Annotated in this window: 17 protein-coding genes and 1 pseudogene; 5 read left to right on the top strand and 13 right to left on the bottom strand. The window is 70.7% G+C overall.

The features are described 5' to 3' along the window. Positions 1–9: 9 nt before the first annotated feature. The 7 genes from mtrA to A5700_RS15045 form a co-directional block, all read right to left on the bottom strand. A complete protein-coding gene (mtrA, locus tag A5700_RS15075; RefSeq protein WP_067925378.1) occupies positions 10–696 on the bottom strand; it encodes a two-component system response regulator MtrA in 687 nt (228 codons plus the stop codon). Positions 697–785: 89 nt separating this feature from the next. Then, positions 786–1,487 (bottom strand): dTMP kinase, encoded by a 702-nt coding sequence (locus tag A5700_RS15070; RefSeq protein WP_068072818.1) that lies wholly within the window; start codon positions 1,485–1,487, stop codon positions 786–788. Between the two features lie 95 nt (positions 1,488–1,582). After that, positions 1,583–3,055: an adenosylhomocysteinase gene (gene ahcY / locus A5700_RS15065; RefSeq protein ID WP_068072816.1), complete on the bottom strand. Its 1,473-nt coding sequence runs from the start codon at positions 3,053–3,055 to the stop codon at positions 1,583–1,585. A 108-nt stretch (positions 3,056–3,163) separates the two neighbouring features. After that, complete coding sequence (locus A5700_RS15060) at positions 3,164–3,760, bottom strand: TetR family transcriptional regulator (RefSeq protein WP_082959725.1); 597 nt, start codon at positions 3,758–3,760, stop codon at positions 3,164–3,166. Between the two features lie 59 nt (positions 3,761–3,819). Continuing rightward, entirely contained in the window at positions 3,820–4,002 is a 183-nt protein-coding gene (locus tag A5700_RS15055; RefSeq protein ID WP_068072812.1) for a rubredoxin, read from the bottom strand. A gap of 31 nt (positions 4,003–4,033) precedes the next feature. Next, positions 4,034–5,266, bottom strand: coding sequence for an alkane 1-monooxygenase (locus tag A5700_RS15050; protein WP_068072810.1), 1,233 nt, complete (start codon positions 5,264–5,266; stop codon positions 4,034–4,036). A 98-nt stretch (positions 5,267–5,364) separates the two neighbouring features. Beyond that, positions 5,365–6,879 carry an APC family permease gene (locus A5700_RS15045; RefSeq protein WP_068072851.1) on the bottom strand — a complete coding sequence of 505 codons (1,515 nt, stop codon included), beginning with the start codon at positions 6,877–6,879 and terminating at the stop codon, positions 5,365–5,367. 57 nt (positions 6,880–6,936) lie between these two features. On the opposite strand from A5700_RS15045, the gene A5700_RS15040 reads away from it, so the two are divergent. Beyond that, positions 6,937–8,370: an NAD(P)/FAD-dependent oxidoreductase gene (locus tag A5700_RS15040; RefSeq protein ID WP_068072808.1), complete on the top strand. Its 1,434-nt coding sequence runs from the start codon at positions 6,937–6,939 to the stop codon at positions 8,368–8,370. Here A5700_RS15040 and manA read toward each other — a convergent pair whose 3' ends face one another. The 4 genes from manA to A5700_RS15020 all read right to left on the bottom strand — a co-directional run bounded on the left by manA (position 8,371) and on the right by A5700_RS15020 (position 12,719). Further along, positions 8,371–9,597 (bottom strand): mannose-6-phosphate isomerase, class I, encoded by a 1,227-nt coding sequence (gene manA, locus A5700_RS15035; protein WP_068072806.1) that lies wholly within the window; start codon positions 9,595–9,597, stop codon positions 8,371–8,373. A gap of 9 nt (positions 9,598–9,606) precedes the next feature. Then, a complete protein-coding gene (locus A5700_RS15030) occupies positions 9,607–10,713 on the bottom strand; it encodes a TobH protein (RefSeq protein WP_068072802.1) in 1,107 nt (368 codons plus the stop codon). Between the two features lie 24 nt (positions 10,714–10,737). Beyond that, positions 10,738–12,144 carry a phosphomannomutase/phosphoglucomutase gene (locus A5700_RS15025; RefSeq protein ID WP_068072799.1) on the bottom strand — a complete coding sequence of 469 codons (1,407 nt, stop codon included), beginning with the start codon at positions 12,142–12,144 and terminating at the stop codon, positions 10,738–10,740. A 110-nt stretch (positions 12,145–12,254) separates the two neighbouring features. After that, the gene (locus A5700_RS15020; protein ID WP_197502902.1) at positions 12,255–12,719 is read right to left on the bottom strand and encodes a DUF3499 domain-containing protein; all 465 of its coding nucleotides are present in this window, start codon (positions 12,717–12,719) and stop codon (positions 12,255–12,257) included. Positions 12,720–12,907: 188 nt separating this feature from the next. Here A5700_RS15020 and A5700_RS15015 point away from each other — a divergent pair, with 188 nt between their 5' ends. Next, on the top strand, positions 12,908–13,330 hold the full coding sequence (locus A5700_RS15015) for a metallopeptidase family protein (protein ID WP_068072795.1): 423 nt from the start codon (positions 12,908–12,910) through the stop codon (positions 13,328–13,330). A gap of 30 nt (positions 13,331–13,360) precedes the next feature. Here the strand turns inward: A5700_RS15015 and A5700_RS15010 are convergent, their stop codons facing one another. Then, positions 13,361–13,699, bottom strand: a complete 339-nt coding sequence (locus A5700_RS15010; RefSeq protein ID WP_068072849.1) for a WhiB family transcriptional regulator — start codon at positions 13,697–13,699, stop codon at positions 13,361–13,363. Between the two features lie 356 nt (positions 13,700–14,055). Here A5700_RS15010 and cofD point away from each other — a divergent pair, with 356 nt between their 5' ends. The 3 genes and pseudogenes from cofD to A5700_RS25410 all read left to right on the top strand — a co-directional run. Then, complete coding sequence (gene cofD, locus A5700_RS15005; RefSeq protein WP_068072790.1) at positions 14,056–15,057, top strand: 2-phospho-L-lactate transferase; 1,002 nt, start codon at positions 14,056–14,058, stop codon at positions 15,055–15,057. Beyond that, a complete protein-coding gene (locus A5700_RS15000; protein WP_068072785.1) occupies positions 15,054–16,421 on the top strand; it encodes a coenzyme F420-0:L-glutamate ligase in 1,368 nt (455 codons plus the stop codon). The genes cofD and A5700_RS15000 overlap by 4 nt, the downstream gene beginning before the upstream one ends. Continuing rightward, positions 16,418–16,714, top strand: a pseudogene (locus tag A5700_RS25410) (NUDIX domain-containing protein); the annotation flags it as partial. The gene A5700_RS15000 and the pseudogene A5700_RS25410, both read left to right, overlap by 4 nt. Before the next feature lie 159 nt (positions 16,715–16,873). On the opposite strand, the gene A5700_RS14990 reads toward A5700_RS25410, so the two are convergent. Then, on the bottom strand, positions 16,874–17,160 hold a 287-nt coding region (locus A5700_RS14990), incomplete at its 5' end, for an NUDIX domain-containing protein (RefSeq protein WP_197504135.1).

Below are 17,160 nucleotides of genomic sequence, written 5' to 3'. Positions count from 1 at the left end.
CGGGGCGGATCACGGGGGTCCGGCCTTGTATCCCACTCCTCGAACGGTCAACACCACGGTCGGGTTTTCGGGGTCCTTCTCGACCTTGGCCCGCAGACGCTGGACGTGCACGTTGACCAGGCGGGTGTCCGCCGGGTGCCGGTACCCCCACACCTGTTCGAGCAGCACATCACGAGTAAACACCTGCCGCGGTTTACGCGCCAACGCGACCAGAAGGTCGAACTCGAGCGGGGTCAGGGAGATCTGCTCGCCGTTGCGCGTGACCTTGTGGGCCGGCACGTCGATCTCGACGTCGGCGATGGACAGCATCTCGGCCGGCTCGTCGTCGTTGCGGCGCAGCCGGGCGCGCACGCGGGCGACCAGCTCCTTGGGCTTGAACGGCTTCATGATGTAGTCGTCCGCGCCCGACTCCAGGCCCAGCACCACGTCCACGGTGTCGGTCTTGGCGGTGAGCATCACGATCGGCACGCCGGAATCGGCGCGCAGCACCCGGCACACGTCGATGCCGTTCATGCCCGGCAGCATCAGGTCCAACAGCACCAGATCGGGGCGCAGCTCGCGCACCGCGGTCAGGGCTTGGGTGCCGTCACCGATGACCGCGGTGTCGAAACCCTCCCCACGAAGCACGATGGTGAGCATCTCGGCCAGCGAAGCGTCGTCGTCGACGACGAGAATCCTTTGCCTCATGGCGTCCATGGTGTCACCGAACCGGGACAAAACTGGCGCGCCACACGGGCGTTTCTCGGCCGATCGCCGTAAAAATCGGACAAATCGACGGAAAACTGCTAATCGGGGCCATTCGGTGCTGACGGAATGGCGGACGGAGTGGCCGACTGAGTGGCCGACGAAGCGGCCGACGCGGCCGCCAACTCCGCGGCCAGCCGGGCGGCGTCGACGTCGGCGTCGACGACCCGCCAGGGCCCGCCCCAACCCGCCGCGGCCAGCTGTGCGTACACCGCCCCGGTGCGCCGCTGCAGCCCGTCGTCGCGCTCGTAGCTGTCGCGCTCGCGGCCCGGTTCGGTCGCCGCGCGGCTGCGGGCGCGCCGGTCGGCCAGCTCGGCCGGCACCGCCAGCAACACCTGCCAGTCGGGGGCCGGCAGCCGCAGCCGCTGGTATTCGAGCGCCAGCACCCAGGTCGCCGCGGCCCCGCCCGCGTCCTCGTGCAGGCGGGCGGCGCTGTAGGCGGCGTTGGACGCGACGTAGCGGTCGAGGATGACGACGTCGTGCTGGCGGCGCAGCCGCTCGAGGTCGCCGAGGGCGGCGGCGCGGTCGAGCGCGAACAGCAGCGCCATGGCGTAGACCGACGACGCGAGGTCGCCGTGCTCCCCGCGCAGCGCCTCGGCCGCCACGTCGGCGGGCACCGAGTGCCCGTAGCGCGGGAACGCCAGCGTGGCCACCGAGCGCCCGGCCTGTTCCAAGGCCCGGCGCAGGCCCTCGGTCAGCGTCCGCTTGCCCGAGCCGTCCACGCCTTCGATCGCGATGAGCACGGCGGAAAGCCTAGCGGTCCTTCGAACGTGAAGCTGCCTTCACGCTCGCCGCCGAACGTGAAGCTAACTTCACGTTCGGCGGCGAGACGCGTGAATCAGTAGCGGTAGTGGTCCGGCTTGTAGGGGCCGTCGACGTCGACGCCGATGTACTCCGCCTGCTCCTTGGTGAGCTTGGTCAGCTCCCCGCCGAGCGCCTCGACGTGGATGCGGGCCACCTTCTCGTCCAGGTGCTTGGGCAGCCGGTAGACCTCGTTGTCGTACTCGTCGTTCTTGGTCCACAGCTCGATCTGCGCGATGACCTGGTTGGAGAAGCTGTTGCTCATCACGAACGACGGGTGGCCCGTCGCGTTGCCCAGGTTCAGCAGCCGGCCCTCGGAGAGCAGGATGATCGACTTGCCGGTGTCCGGGAACGTCCACAGGTCGACCTGCGGGCGGATGTTGACCTTGGTCGCGCCCGACTTCTCCAGCCGCGCGACCTGGATCTCGTTGTCGAAGTGGCCGATGTTGCCCAGGATCGCCTTGTCCTTCATCGCCCGCATGTGCTCGAGGGTGATGATGTCCTTGTTACCGGTGGTGGTGACGACGATGTCGGCCTCGCCGATGACGTCCTCCACCCGCTTGACATCGAAGCCCTCCATTAGCGCCTGCAGGGCGTTGATCGGGTCGATCTCGGTGACGGTGACCCGCGCACCCTGGCCGGCCACCGACTCCGCGGAGCCCTTGCCGACGTCGCCGTAGCCGCAGATCAGCACCTTCTTGCCGCCGATCAGCACGTCGGTGCCGCGGTTGATGCCGTCGATCAGCGAGTGCCGGCAGCCGTACTTGTTGTCGAACTTGCTCTTGGTCACCGAGTCGTTGACGTTGATCGCCGGGAAAGCCAGGTCACCGGCCGCGGCGAACTGGTACAGGCGCAGCACGCCGGTGGTGGTCTCCTCGGAGACGCCCTTGATCGACGCGGAGATCTTGGTCCACTTCTCCTTGTCGGTCTCGAAGCGCTTGCGCAGCAGGTTGAGGAACACCCGGTGCTCGGCCGAGTCGTCCTCGTCGTCGGGCGGCACCACGCCGGCCTTCTCGTACTGCGCGCCGCGCAGCACCAGCATGGTGGCGTCGCCGCCGTCGTCCAGGATCATGTTGGCCGGCTCGTCGGGCCAGGTGAGGATCTGCTCGGCGGCCCACCAGTACTCCTCGAGGGTCTCACCCTTCCAGGCGAACACCGGGACACCCTTGGGCTCTTCGGGCGTGCCGTGCGGGCCGACGACCACCGCGGCGGCGGCGTGGTCCTGGGTGGAGAAGATGTTGCAGGACGCCCAGCGGACCTGCGCGCCCAGCGCGACGAGGGTCTCGATCAGGACCGCGGTCTGCACGGTCATGTGCAGCGAGCCCGAGATGCGCGCGCCCTTGAGCGGCTGCACGTCGTGGTACTCGCGGCGCAGCGACATCAGGCCGGGCATCTCCTGCTCCGACAGCTCGATGTCCCGGCGGCCGTAGTCGGCCAGCGACAGGTCGGCCACCTTGAAGTCGATGCCGTTCCGCACGTCGGCGGTGAGGGCGTTTTCGGTCGTCGTCATACGTATGTCATCCCTTTTCAGGCTCGCCGGATCCAACCGGTAATTAGCTTAGGTATGTTCTTGTGCCACTGTAGTCGCGGGTCCGCGGGCGCCCAGGCGCAGGGAAGCTCACGGAACGTTGATGACGCCGTGCCGCTCGGCGAACGGCGTCATCAGCCGGGCCAGGTCGGCCGCGACGTCGTGGCTGGCCTCGGGTGGCATCGACACGTAGCTCAGCGCCAGCCGCACGATCGCGCGGGCCAGCACGCCCGCGTCCTCGTCGCTGGCGGCCACCCAGCTGTGGGTGAGCACCGCCGTCAGCCGTTCCGAGGCCCGGGTGATGATGGGCGCGCTGTCGGTGGTGATGATCTGCAGCAGGTCCGGCTTGGCCACGCCGGTCAGCAACGAGACCACCAGCGGGTCCGCCGACAATTCCGAGAACAGGTCGCGGAAGCCCTGCAGGAACGCCTCGTAGAGCTTGCCGACGTTGGCCTGCAGCGCCGCCTGCACCGCCTCGACGAGCCGGTCGGCCAGGCGCAGGGCGTAACCCTGCGCCAGGCCCTGCCGCGAGCCGAACTCGTTGTAGATGGTCTGCCGGCTGATGCCCGCGGCGCGGGCCACATCTGACAGCGTGATCGCGGACCAGTCCCGGCTGAGCAGCAGCTCCCGCATCGCGTCCAGCACCGAGTCGCGCAGCAGGGCTCGCGACGCCTCGGCGTAGGGCATCCGCTTCACAGCCGCGAGAGTAGTGCTTTCGCGCCGGCTGCGCGCCGCCGCCACGTGGGTCACGGGCGCGCGATCTCGACCATCTCGAAGTCGGACTTGGCCGCGCCGCAGTCCGGGCAGCTCCAGTCGTCGGGGATATCGTCCCAGCGGGTGCCGGGGGCGATGCCGTCCTCCGGCCAGCCCTTGGCCTCGTCGTACTCGAATCCGCACTGCACGCAGACGAACAGTTTGTAGTCGCTCATCGGTTCACTCCTTCGCTCTCGCCGGTGCCGCTCACGCGCCGTAGCGCGCCAGCACCCGCTCGCGCAGCCGCGGCTGGATGTTCACGCGGGTGATGTCGCCGTCATAGTGCTCGAGGACCCGGTGGTCCATCACCTTGCGCCACAGGGGCGGCAGGTAGGTCAGCGAGATCATCGAGGCATAGCCGCTGGGCAGGTTGGGAGCACCGTCCATGCTGCGCAGCGTCTGGTAGCGCCGGGTCGGGTTGGCGTGGTGGTCGCTGTGCCGCTGCAGGTGGTACAGGAACAGGTTGGTGACCACGTGGTCGGAATTCCAGCTGTGCACCGGGGTGCACCGTTCGTAGCGGCCGTTCGCGGTGCGCTGCCGCAACAACCCGTAGTGCTCCAGGTAGTTGACCGCCTCCAGCAGGCTGAAGCCGAACACGGCCTGGATGACGACGAACGGGATCAGGCCCGGGCCGAACACCGCGATCAGCGCGCCCCACAGCACGACGGACATCAGCCAGGCGTTCAGCACGTCGTTGGCCAGGTAGGTCTTGGGGTGCCACGGGCTGGCGCCCTGCCGGCGGATGCGCTGGGCCTCCAGCCGCAGCGCCGAGCGCAGGCTGCCGACGACGCTGCGCGGCAGGAACTCCCAGAACGTCTCCCCGAAGCGGGCGGACGCCGGGTCTTCCGGGGTGGCGACGCGGACGTGGTGGCCGCGGTTGTGCTCGATGTAGAAGTGGCCGTAGCAGGTCTGCGCCAGGGTGATCTTGGACAGCCAGCGCTCCAGCGAGTCCTTCTTGTGCCCCATCTCGTGGGCGGTGTTGATGCCGACGCCGCCCAGCACGCCGACCGACAGGGCCAGGCCCAGCTTGCCCGCCCAGCCCAGCCCGCCGTCGAAGCCCAGCCAGTGCAGGTTCGAGGCGGTGAACAGGTAGGCGCCCAGGACGACGCTCAGGTACTGGAACGGGATGTAGACGTAGGTGCAGTACCGGTAGTACCTGTCGTTTTCGAGTTGCTCCATCACCTCGTCGGGCGGGTTCTGCCCGTCGGCGCCGAACCGCAGGTCCAGGATCGGCAGCACCAGGTAGACCAGGATCGGGCCGATCCACATCGGCACCTGCGCGGCGGCGTGCCAGCCGAGCCGGTTGAGGGCCCAGACCAGGGGCAGCATCACGAACAGCGCCGTCGGCGCGATCAGGCCCATCAGCCAGAGCCGGCGCTTCTTGTCCCGCCAGGCGGGGGCCTCGGGGTGGGTGTCGAACTGCGGGTCGACAGCGGTCATATGCCAAACCTCCTTGTGAGTCACAGCACGCTAGGAAGTTGACAATACTGCCCTAGGCGTCCTCTGTCTAGACAAAGGGCGCCGTTTTGTAAAGCGGGTTAGGGCACCGTGGAAGGCGACCCGGCCCGGGGGGCGTCCGGTTCCGGGTCGCCCGCGTCCCGGCGGCCCTGCACGGAGTGCCGGTAGCCGTAACCGGCGTAGATCACGGCGCCCACCACCAGCCACACCGCGAACCGGACCCAGGTGAGCGCGGTCAGGTTGATCATCAGCCAGATGCATCCAAGGATCGCGGCTACCGGCAGGACCGGCACCCACGGCGCCCGGAACCCGCGGTCCAGGTCCGGCCGCGACCGGCGCAGGGCGATCACCCCGGCCGAAACCAGCACGAAGGCGAACAGCGTCCCGACGTTGACCATCTCCTCGAGCTTGGCGATGGGAAACACCGAGGCCGTCGCGGCCACCACAATCGCCACCAGCACGGTGATGCGCACCGGCGTCCCGCGGGGGCCCGTCTTGGCCAGCGGGCGGGGCAGCAGCCCGTCGCGGGCCATCGCGAACAGCACCCGGCACTGTCCGAGCATCAACACCATCACCACCGTCGTCAGCCCGGCCAGCGCCCCGATCGCGATGATCTTGCTGGCCCAGTGGATGCCGTTGGCCGTGAACGCCGTGGCCAGGTTCGCCGGCTTGTGGCCCGGCATGGTCTTGAGCTGGGTGTAGGACACCATGCCCGACAACACCACCGAGACCATGACGTAGAGGACCGTGACGATCGCCAGCGAGGCCAGGATGCCGCGCGGGACGTCGCGCTGCGGATTGCGGGTCTCCTCGGCCATGGTGGCGACGATGTCGAACCCGACGAACGCGAAGAACACGATCGACGCCCCCGCCAGCACGCCGTACCAGCCGTAGTGGCTGCTGTGCGCCCCGGTCAGCAGCGACAGCACCGACTGGTTGATGCCGGACGCCTCGTGCCCGGCCTCGGGCTGCGGGATGAAGGGCGAATAGTTCGAGCTCTTGATGTAGAAGGCGCCGACGATGACGACCAGCAGCACCACCGCCACCTTGATCCCGGTGATCACCGCCGAAAACCGCGACGACAACTTGGTGCCCAGCGCGATCAGCGTCGCCACGCCGGCGACGATCAGCAGCGCCCCCCAGTCGAACTGCACCGACCCGAGCTGGGTGGTGCCGCCGGCGAAGCCGAACACCGTGCCCAGGTAGCTCGACCAGCCCTTGGACACCACCGCCGCGCCGATCGCCAACTCCAGCACCAGGTTCCACCCGATGATCCAGGCAAGAAACTCCCCGAAGGTGGCGTAGGAGAAGGTGTAGGCGCTGCCGGCCACCGGCACCGTGGAGGCGAACTCGGCGTAACACAGCGCCGCCAGCCCGCAGGTGATCGCCGCGATCAAAAACGAGATCCAGATTGCCGGCCCGGTGATGTCGCCGGTGGTCGACGCGGTCACCGTGAAGATGCCGGCCCCGATGACCACCGCGACCCCGAACACCACCAGATCCCGCCAGGTGAGTTCCTTGCGCAGCTTGGTGGCCGGCTCGTCGGTGTCGGCGATCGACTGTTCAACAGACTTCATGCGCCATCGATTGGCCATCGGCCCGTCCTTCCACGCATTCTCGTTGGACCGCACAGTACTGGGTACTCTCCACCAATGCTGGACAGCAAAGCAGACAGCAGGGGTCACGCGGTTGTCATTGGGGGCAGCATCGCCGGTTTGTGCGCCGCGCGCGTACTTTCCGACGCGTTTTCCCGGGTGACCATCTACGAGCGTGACGAGCTGCCGACCGAACCCGGCAGCCGCGCGGCGGTCCCCCAGGACCGGCACCTGCACATGTTGATGGCGCGTGGCGCGATGGAGTTCGACAGCCTGTTCCCCGGCCTGCTCGAGGGCATGGTCGCCGACGGCGTCCCGATGCTGGAGAACCGGCCGGATTGCATCCATCTCGGCGCCGCCGGGCACGTGCTGGGCACCGGGCACACGCTGCGCGACGAATTCACCGCCTACGTGCCGAGCCGCCCGCACCTGGAGTGGCAGCTGCGCACGCGGGTCCGCGCCATCGACAACGTCACGATCGAGCGGCGCTCGGTCAGCGAGCCCCGTTTCGACCGGGCGCGTCAGCGCGTCACCGGCGTGCAGCTGGACCCGCTCGCGCCCGACGGCGGCGAGCCCGAGTTCGTTCCCGCCGACCTCGTCGTCGACGCCGCCGGCCGCGGCACCCGGCTGCCGGTGTGGCTGGAGCAGTGGGGCTACGAGCGTCCCTACGAGGACGTGCTGGACATCGGCATCCACTACGCGACGCACCGGTTCCGGATCCCGGACAACCTGATCGCCGAGAAGGTGGTGGTGGCCGGCGCCTCGCACGACCAGTCGCTGGGGCTGGGCATGCTGTGTTACGAGGACGGCACCTGGGTGCTCACCACCTTCGGGGTGGCCAACGCCAAGCCGCCGCGCACCTTCCCCGAGATGGTGGCGCTGGCCGACGAGATGCTGCCGGCGCACTTCAGCGCCGCGTTGGCGCACGCCGAGCCGCTGGGCGAGCCGGCGTTTCACGCATTCCCCGCCAGCCGCTGGCGCCGCTACGACAAGCTGGACCGGTTCCCGGCGGGCATCATCCCGCTCGGTGACGCGGTCGCCAGCTTCAACCCGACGTTCGGGCAGGGCATGACGATGACGTCGCTGCAGGCCGGGCACCTGCGCCGCGCGCTGCACGGCCCCGATGAAGAGCTGGCCGCGACGCTGCACCGGGCCACCGCGAAGTCGACGTTCCCGGTGTGGACCATGAACGCCATCGGCGACGTCACCTTCCACCACGCCGGCAGGAAGGGCCGCATCCCCTGGTGGTGGCGACCCTCCGGCGCGCTGTTCGACCAGTTCCTGGGGGCCGCCGAGACCGACCCCGTCCTCGCCGAGTGGTTCCTGCGCCGGTTCTCGCTGCTGGACAGCCTGTACATGGTCCCGCCGCCGCGGGTGGTCGGGCGCACGATCGCGCACAACATGCGGCTGTGGTTGGGTGAGCGCCGCCAGGCCGTCAAACAGCGGCGTCGGCCCATGGCGACCGCGGGCGCGGCGGAGCAACGCGGCTGATCAGAGGCCGACGGTCGCCCTGAACAGCTTCGTCGGCTCGTGCGCGACCAGCCGGATCGGGGCGTCGTCGGCCGCCACCCAGGCGGCCATCCCACGCTGGAGCGTGACCGAGCCGGACTTGCCGTGCACGGTGGTGCAGCCCTCGATGCACAGCAGGATCTGCGGGCCCTCGTGGTGGCAGGTGGCGTCCACCTCGTGGCCGAGGTACTCGCCGTCCAGCGTCAGCAGCGCGACGGCGAACTCGTCGGCCGGCGTCTCGTAGATCAACCCGAAGCCCTCGGTGTGCACCCGCGGCCGCAGCTGGTCTTCGGTGCTGGGCGCGAAGTCGAGCACCCGCAGCAGCTCGGGCACGTCGACGTGTTTGGGGGTCAGCCCGCCGCGCAGGACGTTGTCGGAGTTGGCCATCACCTCCACCGCGAAGCCGCGCAGGTAGGTGTGCAGGTTGCCGGCCGACAGGAAGATCGCCTCGCCGGGCGCCAGGCTGACGCGGTTGAGCAGCAACGCGGCCAGCACCCCGGCGTCCCCGGGATAGAGCTCCCCCAGCTCGAGCACGGTCCGGGCCTCCGCGGCGAACTCCGTCGCCCCCGAGCTCAGGTAGGCGATCGCGCCGTCGAGCACCGCGGGCACCAGCACGTCGATGTCGGGCTGCGGCGCGGTGATCCAGGTGGTGAACAGCGCCCGCAGCCCGTCGGCGTCGGACTGGTCGTTGAGCAGGGCGATGAACGGGTCCAGATCGGAGACGGCCAAGGCGCGCAGCAGCTCGACGGTCCGCTTGGCCGGGCGGAAGCCGGCCAGCGCCTCGAACGGCTGCAGCGCCACCAGCAGTTCCGGTTTGTGCGAGGTATCGCGGTAGTTGCGCACCGGCGAGTTCAGCGGGATGCCGAGGCGTTCCTCCCGCAGGTACCCCTCGGCGGCCTGCTGGGCGCTCGGATGGGCCTGCAGGGACAGCGGCTCGTCGGCGGCAAGTACCTTGACCATGAACGGGAGCACGTCCCCGAACCGGGCGCGCGGCGCCGAGCCGAGCTGGCCTTCCGGATCGGCGACCAGCGCATCGAGCAGCGTCATCTCGCCGTCGTCGGATTCCAGCCAGGCGGGATCGCCCGGGTGGGCGCCGAACCACAGCTCCGCCTCCGCGTGCGCCGCCGGCACCGGGCGGCCGGTGAACTCGGCGATGGCGGTACGCGACCCCCAGGCGTAGGTGCGCAAGGCCCCGCGAAGTAGTTCCACTGTTGTCGTCTATCCCCGCGCCAGCCGCAGGTAAACCGCGGCCATCTCCAATCGAACGGCCAATATTGCCAGCTGCTGTTCCGGGGGCGTCGCGCGTCCCGGAGCCACCGCCCCGACCAGACCGTCCGAGCCGCCCACGCCCCCGGGCGCTTCGGGCACGTCCTCGGCGGTGATCAGGTAGATCTCGTCGAACCCGGCGTACTGGGCGGCCGCGACCGTCCGCTCCGCGGCCAGGGTCAGCGCCAGCACCCGCAGCCGCGGTGGCAGCGGGCCGTCGATCTCGTCGTCGTGGAACAGGGCGTCGACCGACGCCGACGCGTCCGCGAACGCCCCGCGCAGCGCGCTCACCGCGTCGGCCACCGGGGTGGCCGCGCTCACCTGCTGCGCGATGCGCAGCAGCACCGAGCTGGCGTGGCGGGCCAGGGCGACGGTGGCGGCGTCGTCGCCGGAGAGCACCACCCGGCGATCGACCATCCGCGCGGCGAGCGTCTTGGCCGGGTTGGTGAACAGCTCGCGCCCGGCGCTGTTGCGCAGCGCCTCGGCGTCCAGCTCGTCGGCCAGGCCGTCGAGGCCGATGCTGGGCCGGGGATCCACGGCGCGCACGACGGCCAGGCCGGCGGCCAGGTAACGGCACAGCCCGAACTCGTCGGGCAGCCACAGCCGCGGCGCTAGCACGGCCGCCCGGCCTGCGGTCGAGTCGCGCAGCGGGCCCTCGTACGGGGCCACCACGACGACCCGGGCACCGCGGCGCACGCCGGCCGTGGCGGCGGCGACCAGCGCCGGGTCACCGGGGTCGTCCCCGGCCACGATCAGCAGATCGAGCGGGCCCAGCCACGGCGGCGTCGCGCCGGTCAGCACGAACGGCTGGGAGGCGGACCCGCCGAGCGTGGCGGCGAGGATGGCCCCGGCCGTCTCGGCGGTGCCGCGGTTGGCCAGCCAGATCACGCTGCGCGGCCGGTCGTCGGCGCGCACCGGGTCCAGCGCGCCCTCGTCGACCGCCGCGAGCACCGCGCGCACCTGCGCACCAGCCGACGCCGCGGCGCGCAGCAGCCCGTCGCGGTCGGCGCCGAGCAAGCCCTCGGTGTCCTCGAGATCGACGGCGTGCGTGGCGTTCACCGGGCGGCCTTCACGATGGGGGCCTCATGAGGTGGCCTCCGCGCGGGCCGTGCGCGCGGCCACGCCGGCGATCTCGGCGCTGACCGCGGCGACCACCTCGTCGACGGCCTCGGTGGTGCGCCCCTCCACGTTGAGTCGCAGCAACGGCTCGGTGTTCGAACTGCGCAGGTTGAACCAGCTGCCGTCGCCCAGGTCCACGGTCACGCCGTCCACGTGGTCGAGGGAGTGGATGCGGGTGCCGAAGCACTTCAGCACCGCCTCGACGCACTCGGCGGCGTCGCGCACCATGAAGTTGATCTCGCCGGACGACTCGTAGCGCTGGTAGTCCGCGGTCAGCTCCGACAGGGGCCGGTCCTGCTCGCCGAGGGCGGCCAGCACGTACAGCGCGGCCAGCATGCCGGAGTCGGCACCCCAGAAGTCGCGGAAGTAGTAGTGCGCCGAGTGTTCACCGCCGAAGATGGCGCCGGTGTCGGCCATCATCGCCTTGATGTAGGAGTGGCCCACCCGCGAGCGCAGCGGGGTGCCGCCGCGCTCGGCGACCAGCTCGGGCACCGCGCGCGAGGTGATCACGTTGTGGATGATCGTGGCGCCGATCTCGCGGTGCAGCTCGCGGGCGGCGACCAGGGCGGTCACCGTCGACGGCGCGACGGGCGTGCCGCGCTCGTCGACCACGAAGCAGCGGTCGGCGTCGCCGTCGAAGGCCAGCCCGATGTCGGCGCCGGTGTCGCGCACGAACTTCTGCAGGTCCACCAGGTTGGCCGGGTCGAGCGGGTTGGCCTCGTGGTTGGGGAACGAGCCGTCGAGTTCGAAGTACAACGGCAGCAGCGTGATCGATTCGAGCGGACCGAGCACGGCGGGGGTGGTGAGCCCGGCCATCCCGTTGCCGGCGTCGACGGCGACCCGCAGCGGTCGCAGCCCGGCGGTGTTGACCAGCGAGCGCAGGAACTGGCCGTAGTCGGCGAGCACGTCGCGATCGGTGACGGTGCCGGCCGGGCCGTCGTGGCGCTGGATCCCGTTGAGCACGTCCTCCTTGATGACGCTCAGCCCGGTTTCGGCGCCGACGGGCAGCGCGGCGGCCCGACACAGCTTGATCCCGTTGTAGGCGGCGGGGTTGTGGCTGGCGGTGAACATGGCGCCCGGGCAGTCCAGCAGCCCGGAGGCGAAGTACAGCTGGTCGGTGGACGCCAGGCCGATGCGCACCACGTCGAGGCCCTGGCTGGTGACGCCGGCGGCGAACGCGGCGGCCAGGGTGGGTGAGCTGTCGCGCATGTCGTGGCCGATCGCCACCCGGCGGGCGCCCTCGGCGCGCATCAGCTTGGCGAATGCGGCGCCGAGGTCGGTGACCAACGGTTCGTCGATCTCTTCACCGACCAACCCACGGATGTCGTATGCCTTGACGACACGGTGCACAGTCGCGGCGGGCCGAGACATGCGGGGGCCTCCTGACGCCATCGATTCTTCGCCTCTTGGCCGTCAGCCTATCGGCCGCCGGAGACGACCGGCCGCCGCGGTGCGCGCGGGCGCCGGGCGGCGCCGACGGGTTAGTCGCTGGGGTCGGGCAATACCCGCAAGTGTCCGCGGCGCCGTCCCGAACGGTGCTCCGGCGTTGCGAGCAGTCCACTGCTGGGCGCGGTGGCTTGCGCTCCGGTGTGGTGGATGTGGGCCTCGGCGAAGCCGTCGTAGCCGGTCGAGCCGTTGCGGGCCGCGCCGGCGCCGCCGAACGGCACGCTGCGCTCGCCGGAACCGCCCTCGCGGACCGCGTCCGCCAGGGCGACGAGGTCGTCTTCGTCGGGGTGCAGCGGCAGGGGGCCCGCGTGCCGCACCAGCTCCCACCCGCGCGGGGCGGTGATTCGGCCGGCGTGGTTGACACACAGGTCCCAGGAATGCGGTTCCCGCACGGTGGCGAGGGGACCTACAACTGCCGTCGAGTCCGAATAGACGAACGTCAGGGTCGCCACCGCGTAGTGCGGGCACCCGGGCCGACAGCAGCGACGGGGAACGTTCACGAGCGAAAGGCTATCGTGCGGAAACGCCGCCGAAGCGGCGGACACGCGCAACTCCTCGACGCCCGATGTCCAACCGTTACCATCGGCCCGTGGGCGATTCGCGCAGTTCCCCGCGACGAGATCGGTTCCCCGACGCATCGGACGGGCGCCGCTTTGCGTCGCACCGATCCTTCCGGCGCGGGCGCGACATGCGCGGCCCGCTGTTGCCGCCGACGGTGCCGGGATGGCGCAGCCGCGCCGAGCGGTTCGACATGGCGGTGCTCGAGGCTTACGAACCCATCGAGCGGAATTGGCAGGACCGGCTCGCGGAGCTGGACGTGGCGGTCGACGAGATCCCGCGGATCGCCGCGAAGGATCCCGACAGCGTGCAGTGGCCGCCCGAGGTGGTCGCCGATGGACCGATTCCGCTGGCCCGCCTGATCCCGGCGGGCGTCGACGTCCGCGGCAATTCCACGCGGGCGCGAATCGTGTTGTTTCGCAAGCCGATTGAACGGCGCGCCAAGGACACCGTCGAACTTGGCGATCTGCTGCACGAGATACTGGTGGCCCAGGTGGCGATCTACCTCGACGTGGAGCCCACGGTCATCGACCCGGCGATCGACGACGAATAGTCAAGTGGCGCTAAAGGCGCCGGCGCGGCGTTAGATTATGCCGCGCTTGAGGCGCCGGCGCTCGCGTTCGGACAAACCGCCCCAGATCCCGAAGCGCTCGTCGTGCTCGAGGGCGTACTCGAGGCATTCGTGGCGCACCTCGCAGCCGAGGCAGATCTTCTTCGCCTCGCGGGTCGAGCCGCCCTTCTCCGGGAAGAAAGCCTCGGGGTCGGTCTGCGCGCACAGCGCGCGGTCCTGCCACTGGTCGGCGGCCGGGGCCTCTTCGACCTCGGGCTCGAAAACCATTGGGGCGTCAGGGACTACGGTCAGGTGCGGCCTGGCGGGCCGGTCCGTCGCCGGGCCGATGATGCTGTGCGGGGTGCTCGCCATGGCGCCGCGAAGATGTTCGTAAGACATAACGGTCGTCCGCCTCCTCGACATGAGTGTGAGAGTGTTAGTGGTGCCCACTATTTCCGATGTATCAGACAATTCGAACAAGTGATCGAATCTCGGTCTGCGACACCGGAATCGGCCGGCCAACCGGGAAATGACACTGTTGTGATTAGACACGGGTTGACCTGCTAGGTCAAGCGTTACGGCGCATTTCCATACCATCTCGTGATCAGATTTCGGCGTTTCTGTTGTTTGCCGTCTTCGGCGTGTCGATCACAGACCTATAACCTTCCGTTGAGGTCGAGATCAGCGGACCGCTACCGCACGGTCGTCGGGCGGTACTGTCGTGCAACGTGAAGGTCACGGTTCTGGTCGGTGGGGTCGGCGGCGCCCGTTTCCTGCTGGGGGTCCAGCAGTTCCTCGGGCTGGGTCAGTTCCATACGCAGCGGCGTCCGGGCCCGGGTTCCGGCAGTCACGAGCTGACTGCGATCGTCAACGTCGGCGATGACGCCTGGATCCACGGGGTGCGGGTCTGCCCGGATCTGGACACCTGCATGTACACCTTAGGTGGAGGTGTGGACCCGGAGCGCGGGTGGGGTCACCGCAACGAAACCTGGCACGCCAAAGAGGAATTGGCGCGCTACGGGGTGCAGCCCGACTGGTTCGGGCTGGGCGACCGCGACCTGGGCACGCACCTGGTGCGCACCCAGATGCTCAGCGCCGGGTATCCGCTGTCGCAGATCACCACGGCGCTGTGCGACCGCTGGCAACCCGGCGCGCGGCTGCTGCCGGCCAGCGACGACCGCTGCGAGACGCACGTCGTGATCACCGATCCGGCCGACGGCAAGCAGCGCGCCATCCACTTCCAGGAGTGGTGGGTGCGCTACCGCGCCCAGGTGCCCACCCACAGCTTCGCCTTCGTCGGCGCCGAAAAGGCCGCGGCCACAACCGAAGTGCTGACCGCCATCGCCGACGCCGACGTCATCATGCTGGCGCCGTCGAACCCGGTGGTCAGCGTCGGCGCCATCCTGGCGATCCCCGGCATCCGCGGCGCGCTGCGCTCGGCGCGCGCCCCGGTCGTCGGCTACTCGCCGATCGTGGCCGGAAAACCGTTGCGCGGCATGGCCGATGCCTGCCTTTCGGTGATCGGCGTGGAGTCCACCGCCGAGGCCGTCGGCCGGCACTACGGCGCGCGCCGCGGCACCGGGATCCTGGACTGCTGGCTGGTCGACGCCGGCGACGGCGCCGACATCGACGGGGTCGCGGTGCGCGCGGTGCCGCTGTTGATGACCGACCCGGAGGCGACGGCCAAGATGGTCAGCGCCGGGCTGGACCTCGCGGGTGTGGCGGCGTGACCGACCCCGCCGCGGCGCCGGCCCGCGAACACGGCAGCGCGGCCGCCGTCGAGATCCTGCCCGTTGCCGGGCTGCCCGAGTTCCGGCCCGGCGACGACCTGGACGCCGCCGTCGCCGCGGCCGCCCCCTGGCTGCGCGACGGCGACGTCGTCGTGGTCACGAGCAAGGTGGTGTCCAAGTGCGAGGGCCGGCTGGTGCCCGCCCCGCGCGACCCCGAGGAGCGCGACCGGCTGCGGCGCCGGCTGATCGACGACGAGGCCGTGCGGGTGCTGGCGCGCAAGGGCAAGACCCTGATCACCGAGAACCGCAACGGCCTGGTGCAGGCCGCCGCGGGCGTCGACGGGTCCAACGTCCACCGCGACGAGCTCGCCCTGCTGCCGGTCGACCCCGACGCCAGCGCCGCCCGGCTGCGCGCCGGGCTGCGCGAGCGGCTCGGGGTGCGCGTCGCCGTCGTCATCACCGACACCATGGGCCGCGCGTGGCGCAACGGGCAGATCGACCTGGCGGTGGGCGCGGCCGGCATGGCGGTGCTGCACGGGTACGCCGGCGCTGTCGACGAGCACGGCAACGAGCTGCTCGTCACGGAGATCGCCATCGCCGACGAGGTCGCCGCCGCCGCCGACCTGGTGAAGGGCAAGCTGACCGCGATGCCGGTGGCCGTGGTGCGCGGGCTGAACGCCGTGACCGACGACGGCTCGACCGCCCGGCAGCTGCTGCGCCCCGGCGAGGACGACCTGTTCTGGCTGGGCACGGCCGAGGCCCTGGAACTGGGGCGCCAACAGGCGCAGCTGATGCGCAGGTCGGTGCGGCGGTTCAGCCCCGAGCCCGTGCCCGCGGAGCTGGTGCAGGCCGCCGTCGCCGAGGCGCTCACCGCGCCGGCCCCTCACCACACCCGTCCGGTGCGGTTCGTCTGGCTGCAGACCCTCGACACCCGCGTCCGGCTGCTGGACCGGATGAAGGACAAGTGGCGGGCCGACCTGACCGGCGACGGTCGGCCCGCCGATTCCGTCGAGCGGCGGCTGGCGCGCGGCCAGATCCTCTACGACGCGCCCGAGGTCGTCATCCCGATGCTGGTGCCCGACGGCGCCCACGACTATCCCGACGCCGCGCGCACCGCCGCCGAGCACACCATGTTCACCGTCGCGGTGGGCGCGGCCGTGCAGGCCCTGCTGGTGGCGCTGGCCGTGCGGGGGGTGGGCAGCTGCTGGATCGGGTCGACGATCTTCGCCGCGGACCTGGTGCGCGCCGAGCTCGGGCTGCCGGCCGACTGGGAGCCGTTGGGCGCCATCGCCGTCGGCTACGCGGCCGAGCCGGCCGGCCCGCGGCCGCCGGCCGACACCGACGGCCTGCTGATCCGCCGATGAGCGTGCGGGAGTCGGCGATCCGGCTGCTCACCGACTGGCGGGCGCCCGACGCAAGTCAGGATGCGCTGCGGCACGCCGTGCTGGCGTTCCTGTACGGCCGCGACGACGCCTGCCGGCGCGAGTGCGAGGCCGGCCACGTCACCGCGTCGGCCCTGGTGCTCGACGACGGCGGCGGCCGGGTGTTGCTGACCCTGCACCCCCGCGTCGGCCGCTGGGTGCAGCTGGGCGGCCACTGCGACGAGGACGACGCCGACATCGCGGCCGCCGCGCTGCGCGAAGCCACCGAGGAGTCCGGCGTCGACGGGCTGCTGCTGGCGCCCGGGTGTGGCCCGGCGTGGCGATTCCCGACGGCGGCATCCGCTACTCGTCCGACGTGTAGTTCGTTTCGTTGTCGCCCCTGCGGGCCGAGCGTGCGGTTAGCTTCACGTTCGGCGCCGAACGTGAAGCCAGTTTCACGCTCGGCAGGCCCGGCCCACCAAATATCTCAGGGCGTCGTCGGAGCCGGGCGGCAGCTCGTCGGCGGGCCACCACCGCAGGTCGTCGGACTCGTCGCTGATCGCGATCCGCGCCCCGGCCGGGGCGTGCGCGACGAATTGCAGGTCCAGGTGCCGCGTCGGCTTGCCCAGCGAGCAGGTGACCGGGTGCACGTGCACGGCCGCCAGCCCGGGCGCCAGCAGCAGCCCGTCGACGCCGGACTCCTCGGTGGCTTCGCGCAGCGCGGCGGCCGCGATGTCGGCGT

The sequence above is a fragment of the Mycobacterium sp. E1214 genome (genome assembly GCF_001666755.1).
In the GTDB taxonomy this organism is placed as follows: Bacteria; Actinomycetota; Actinomycetes; order Mycobacteriales; family Mycobacteriaceae; genus Mycobacterium.
Note: the sequence above shows the minus strand (reverse complement) of the source record. Positions and strands in the feature narration are given on the sequence as shown.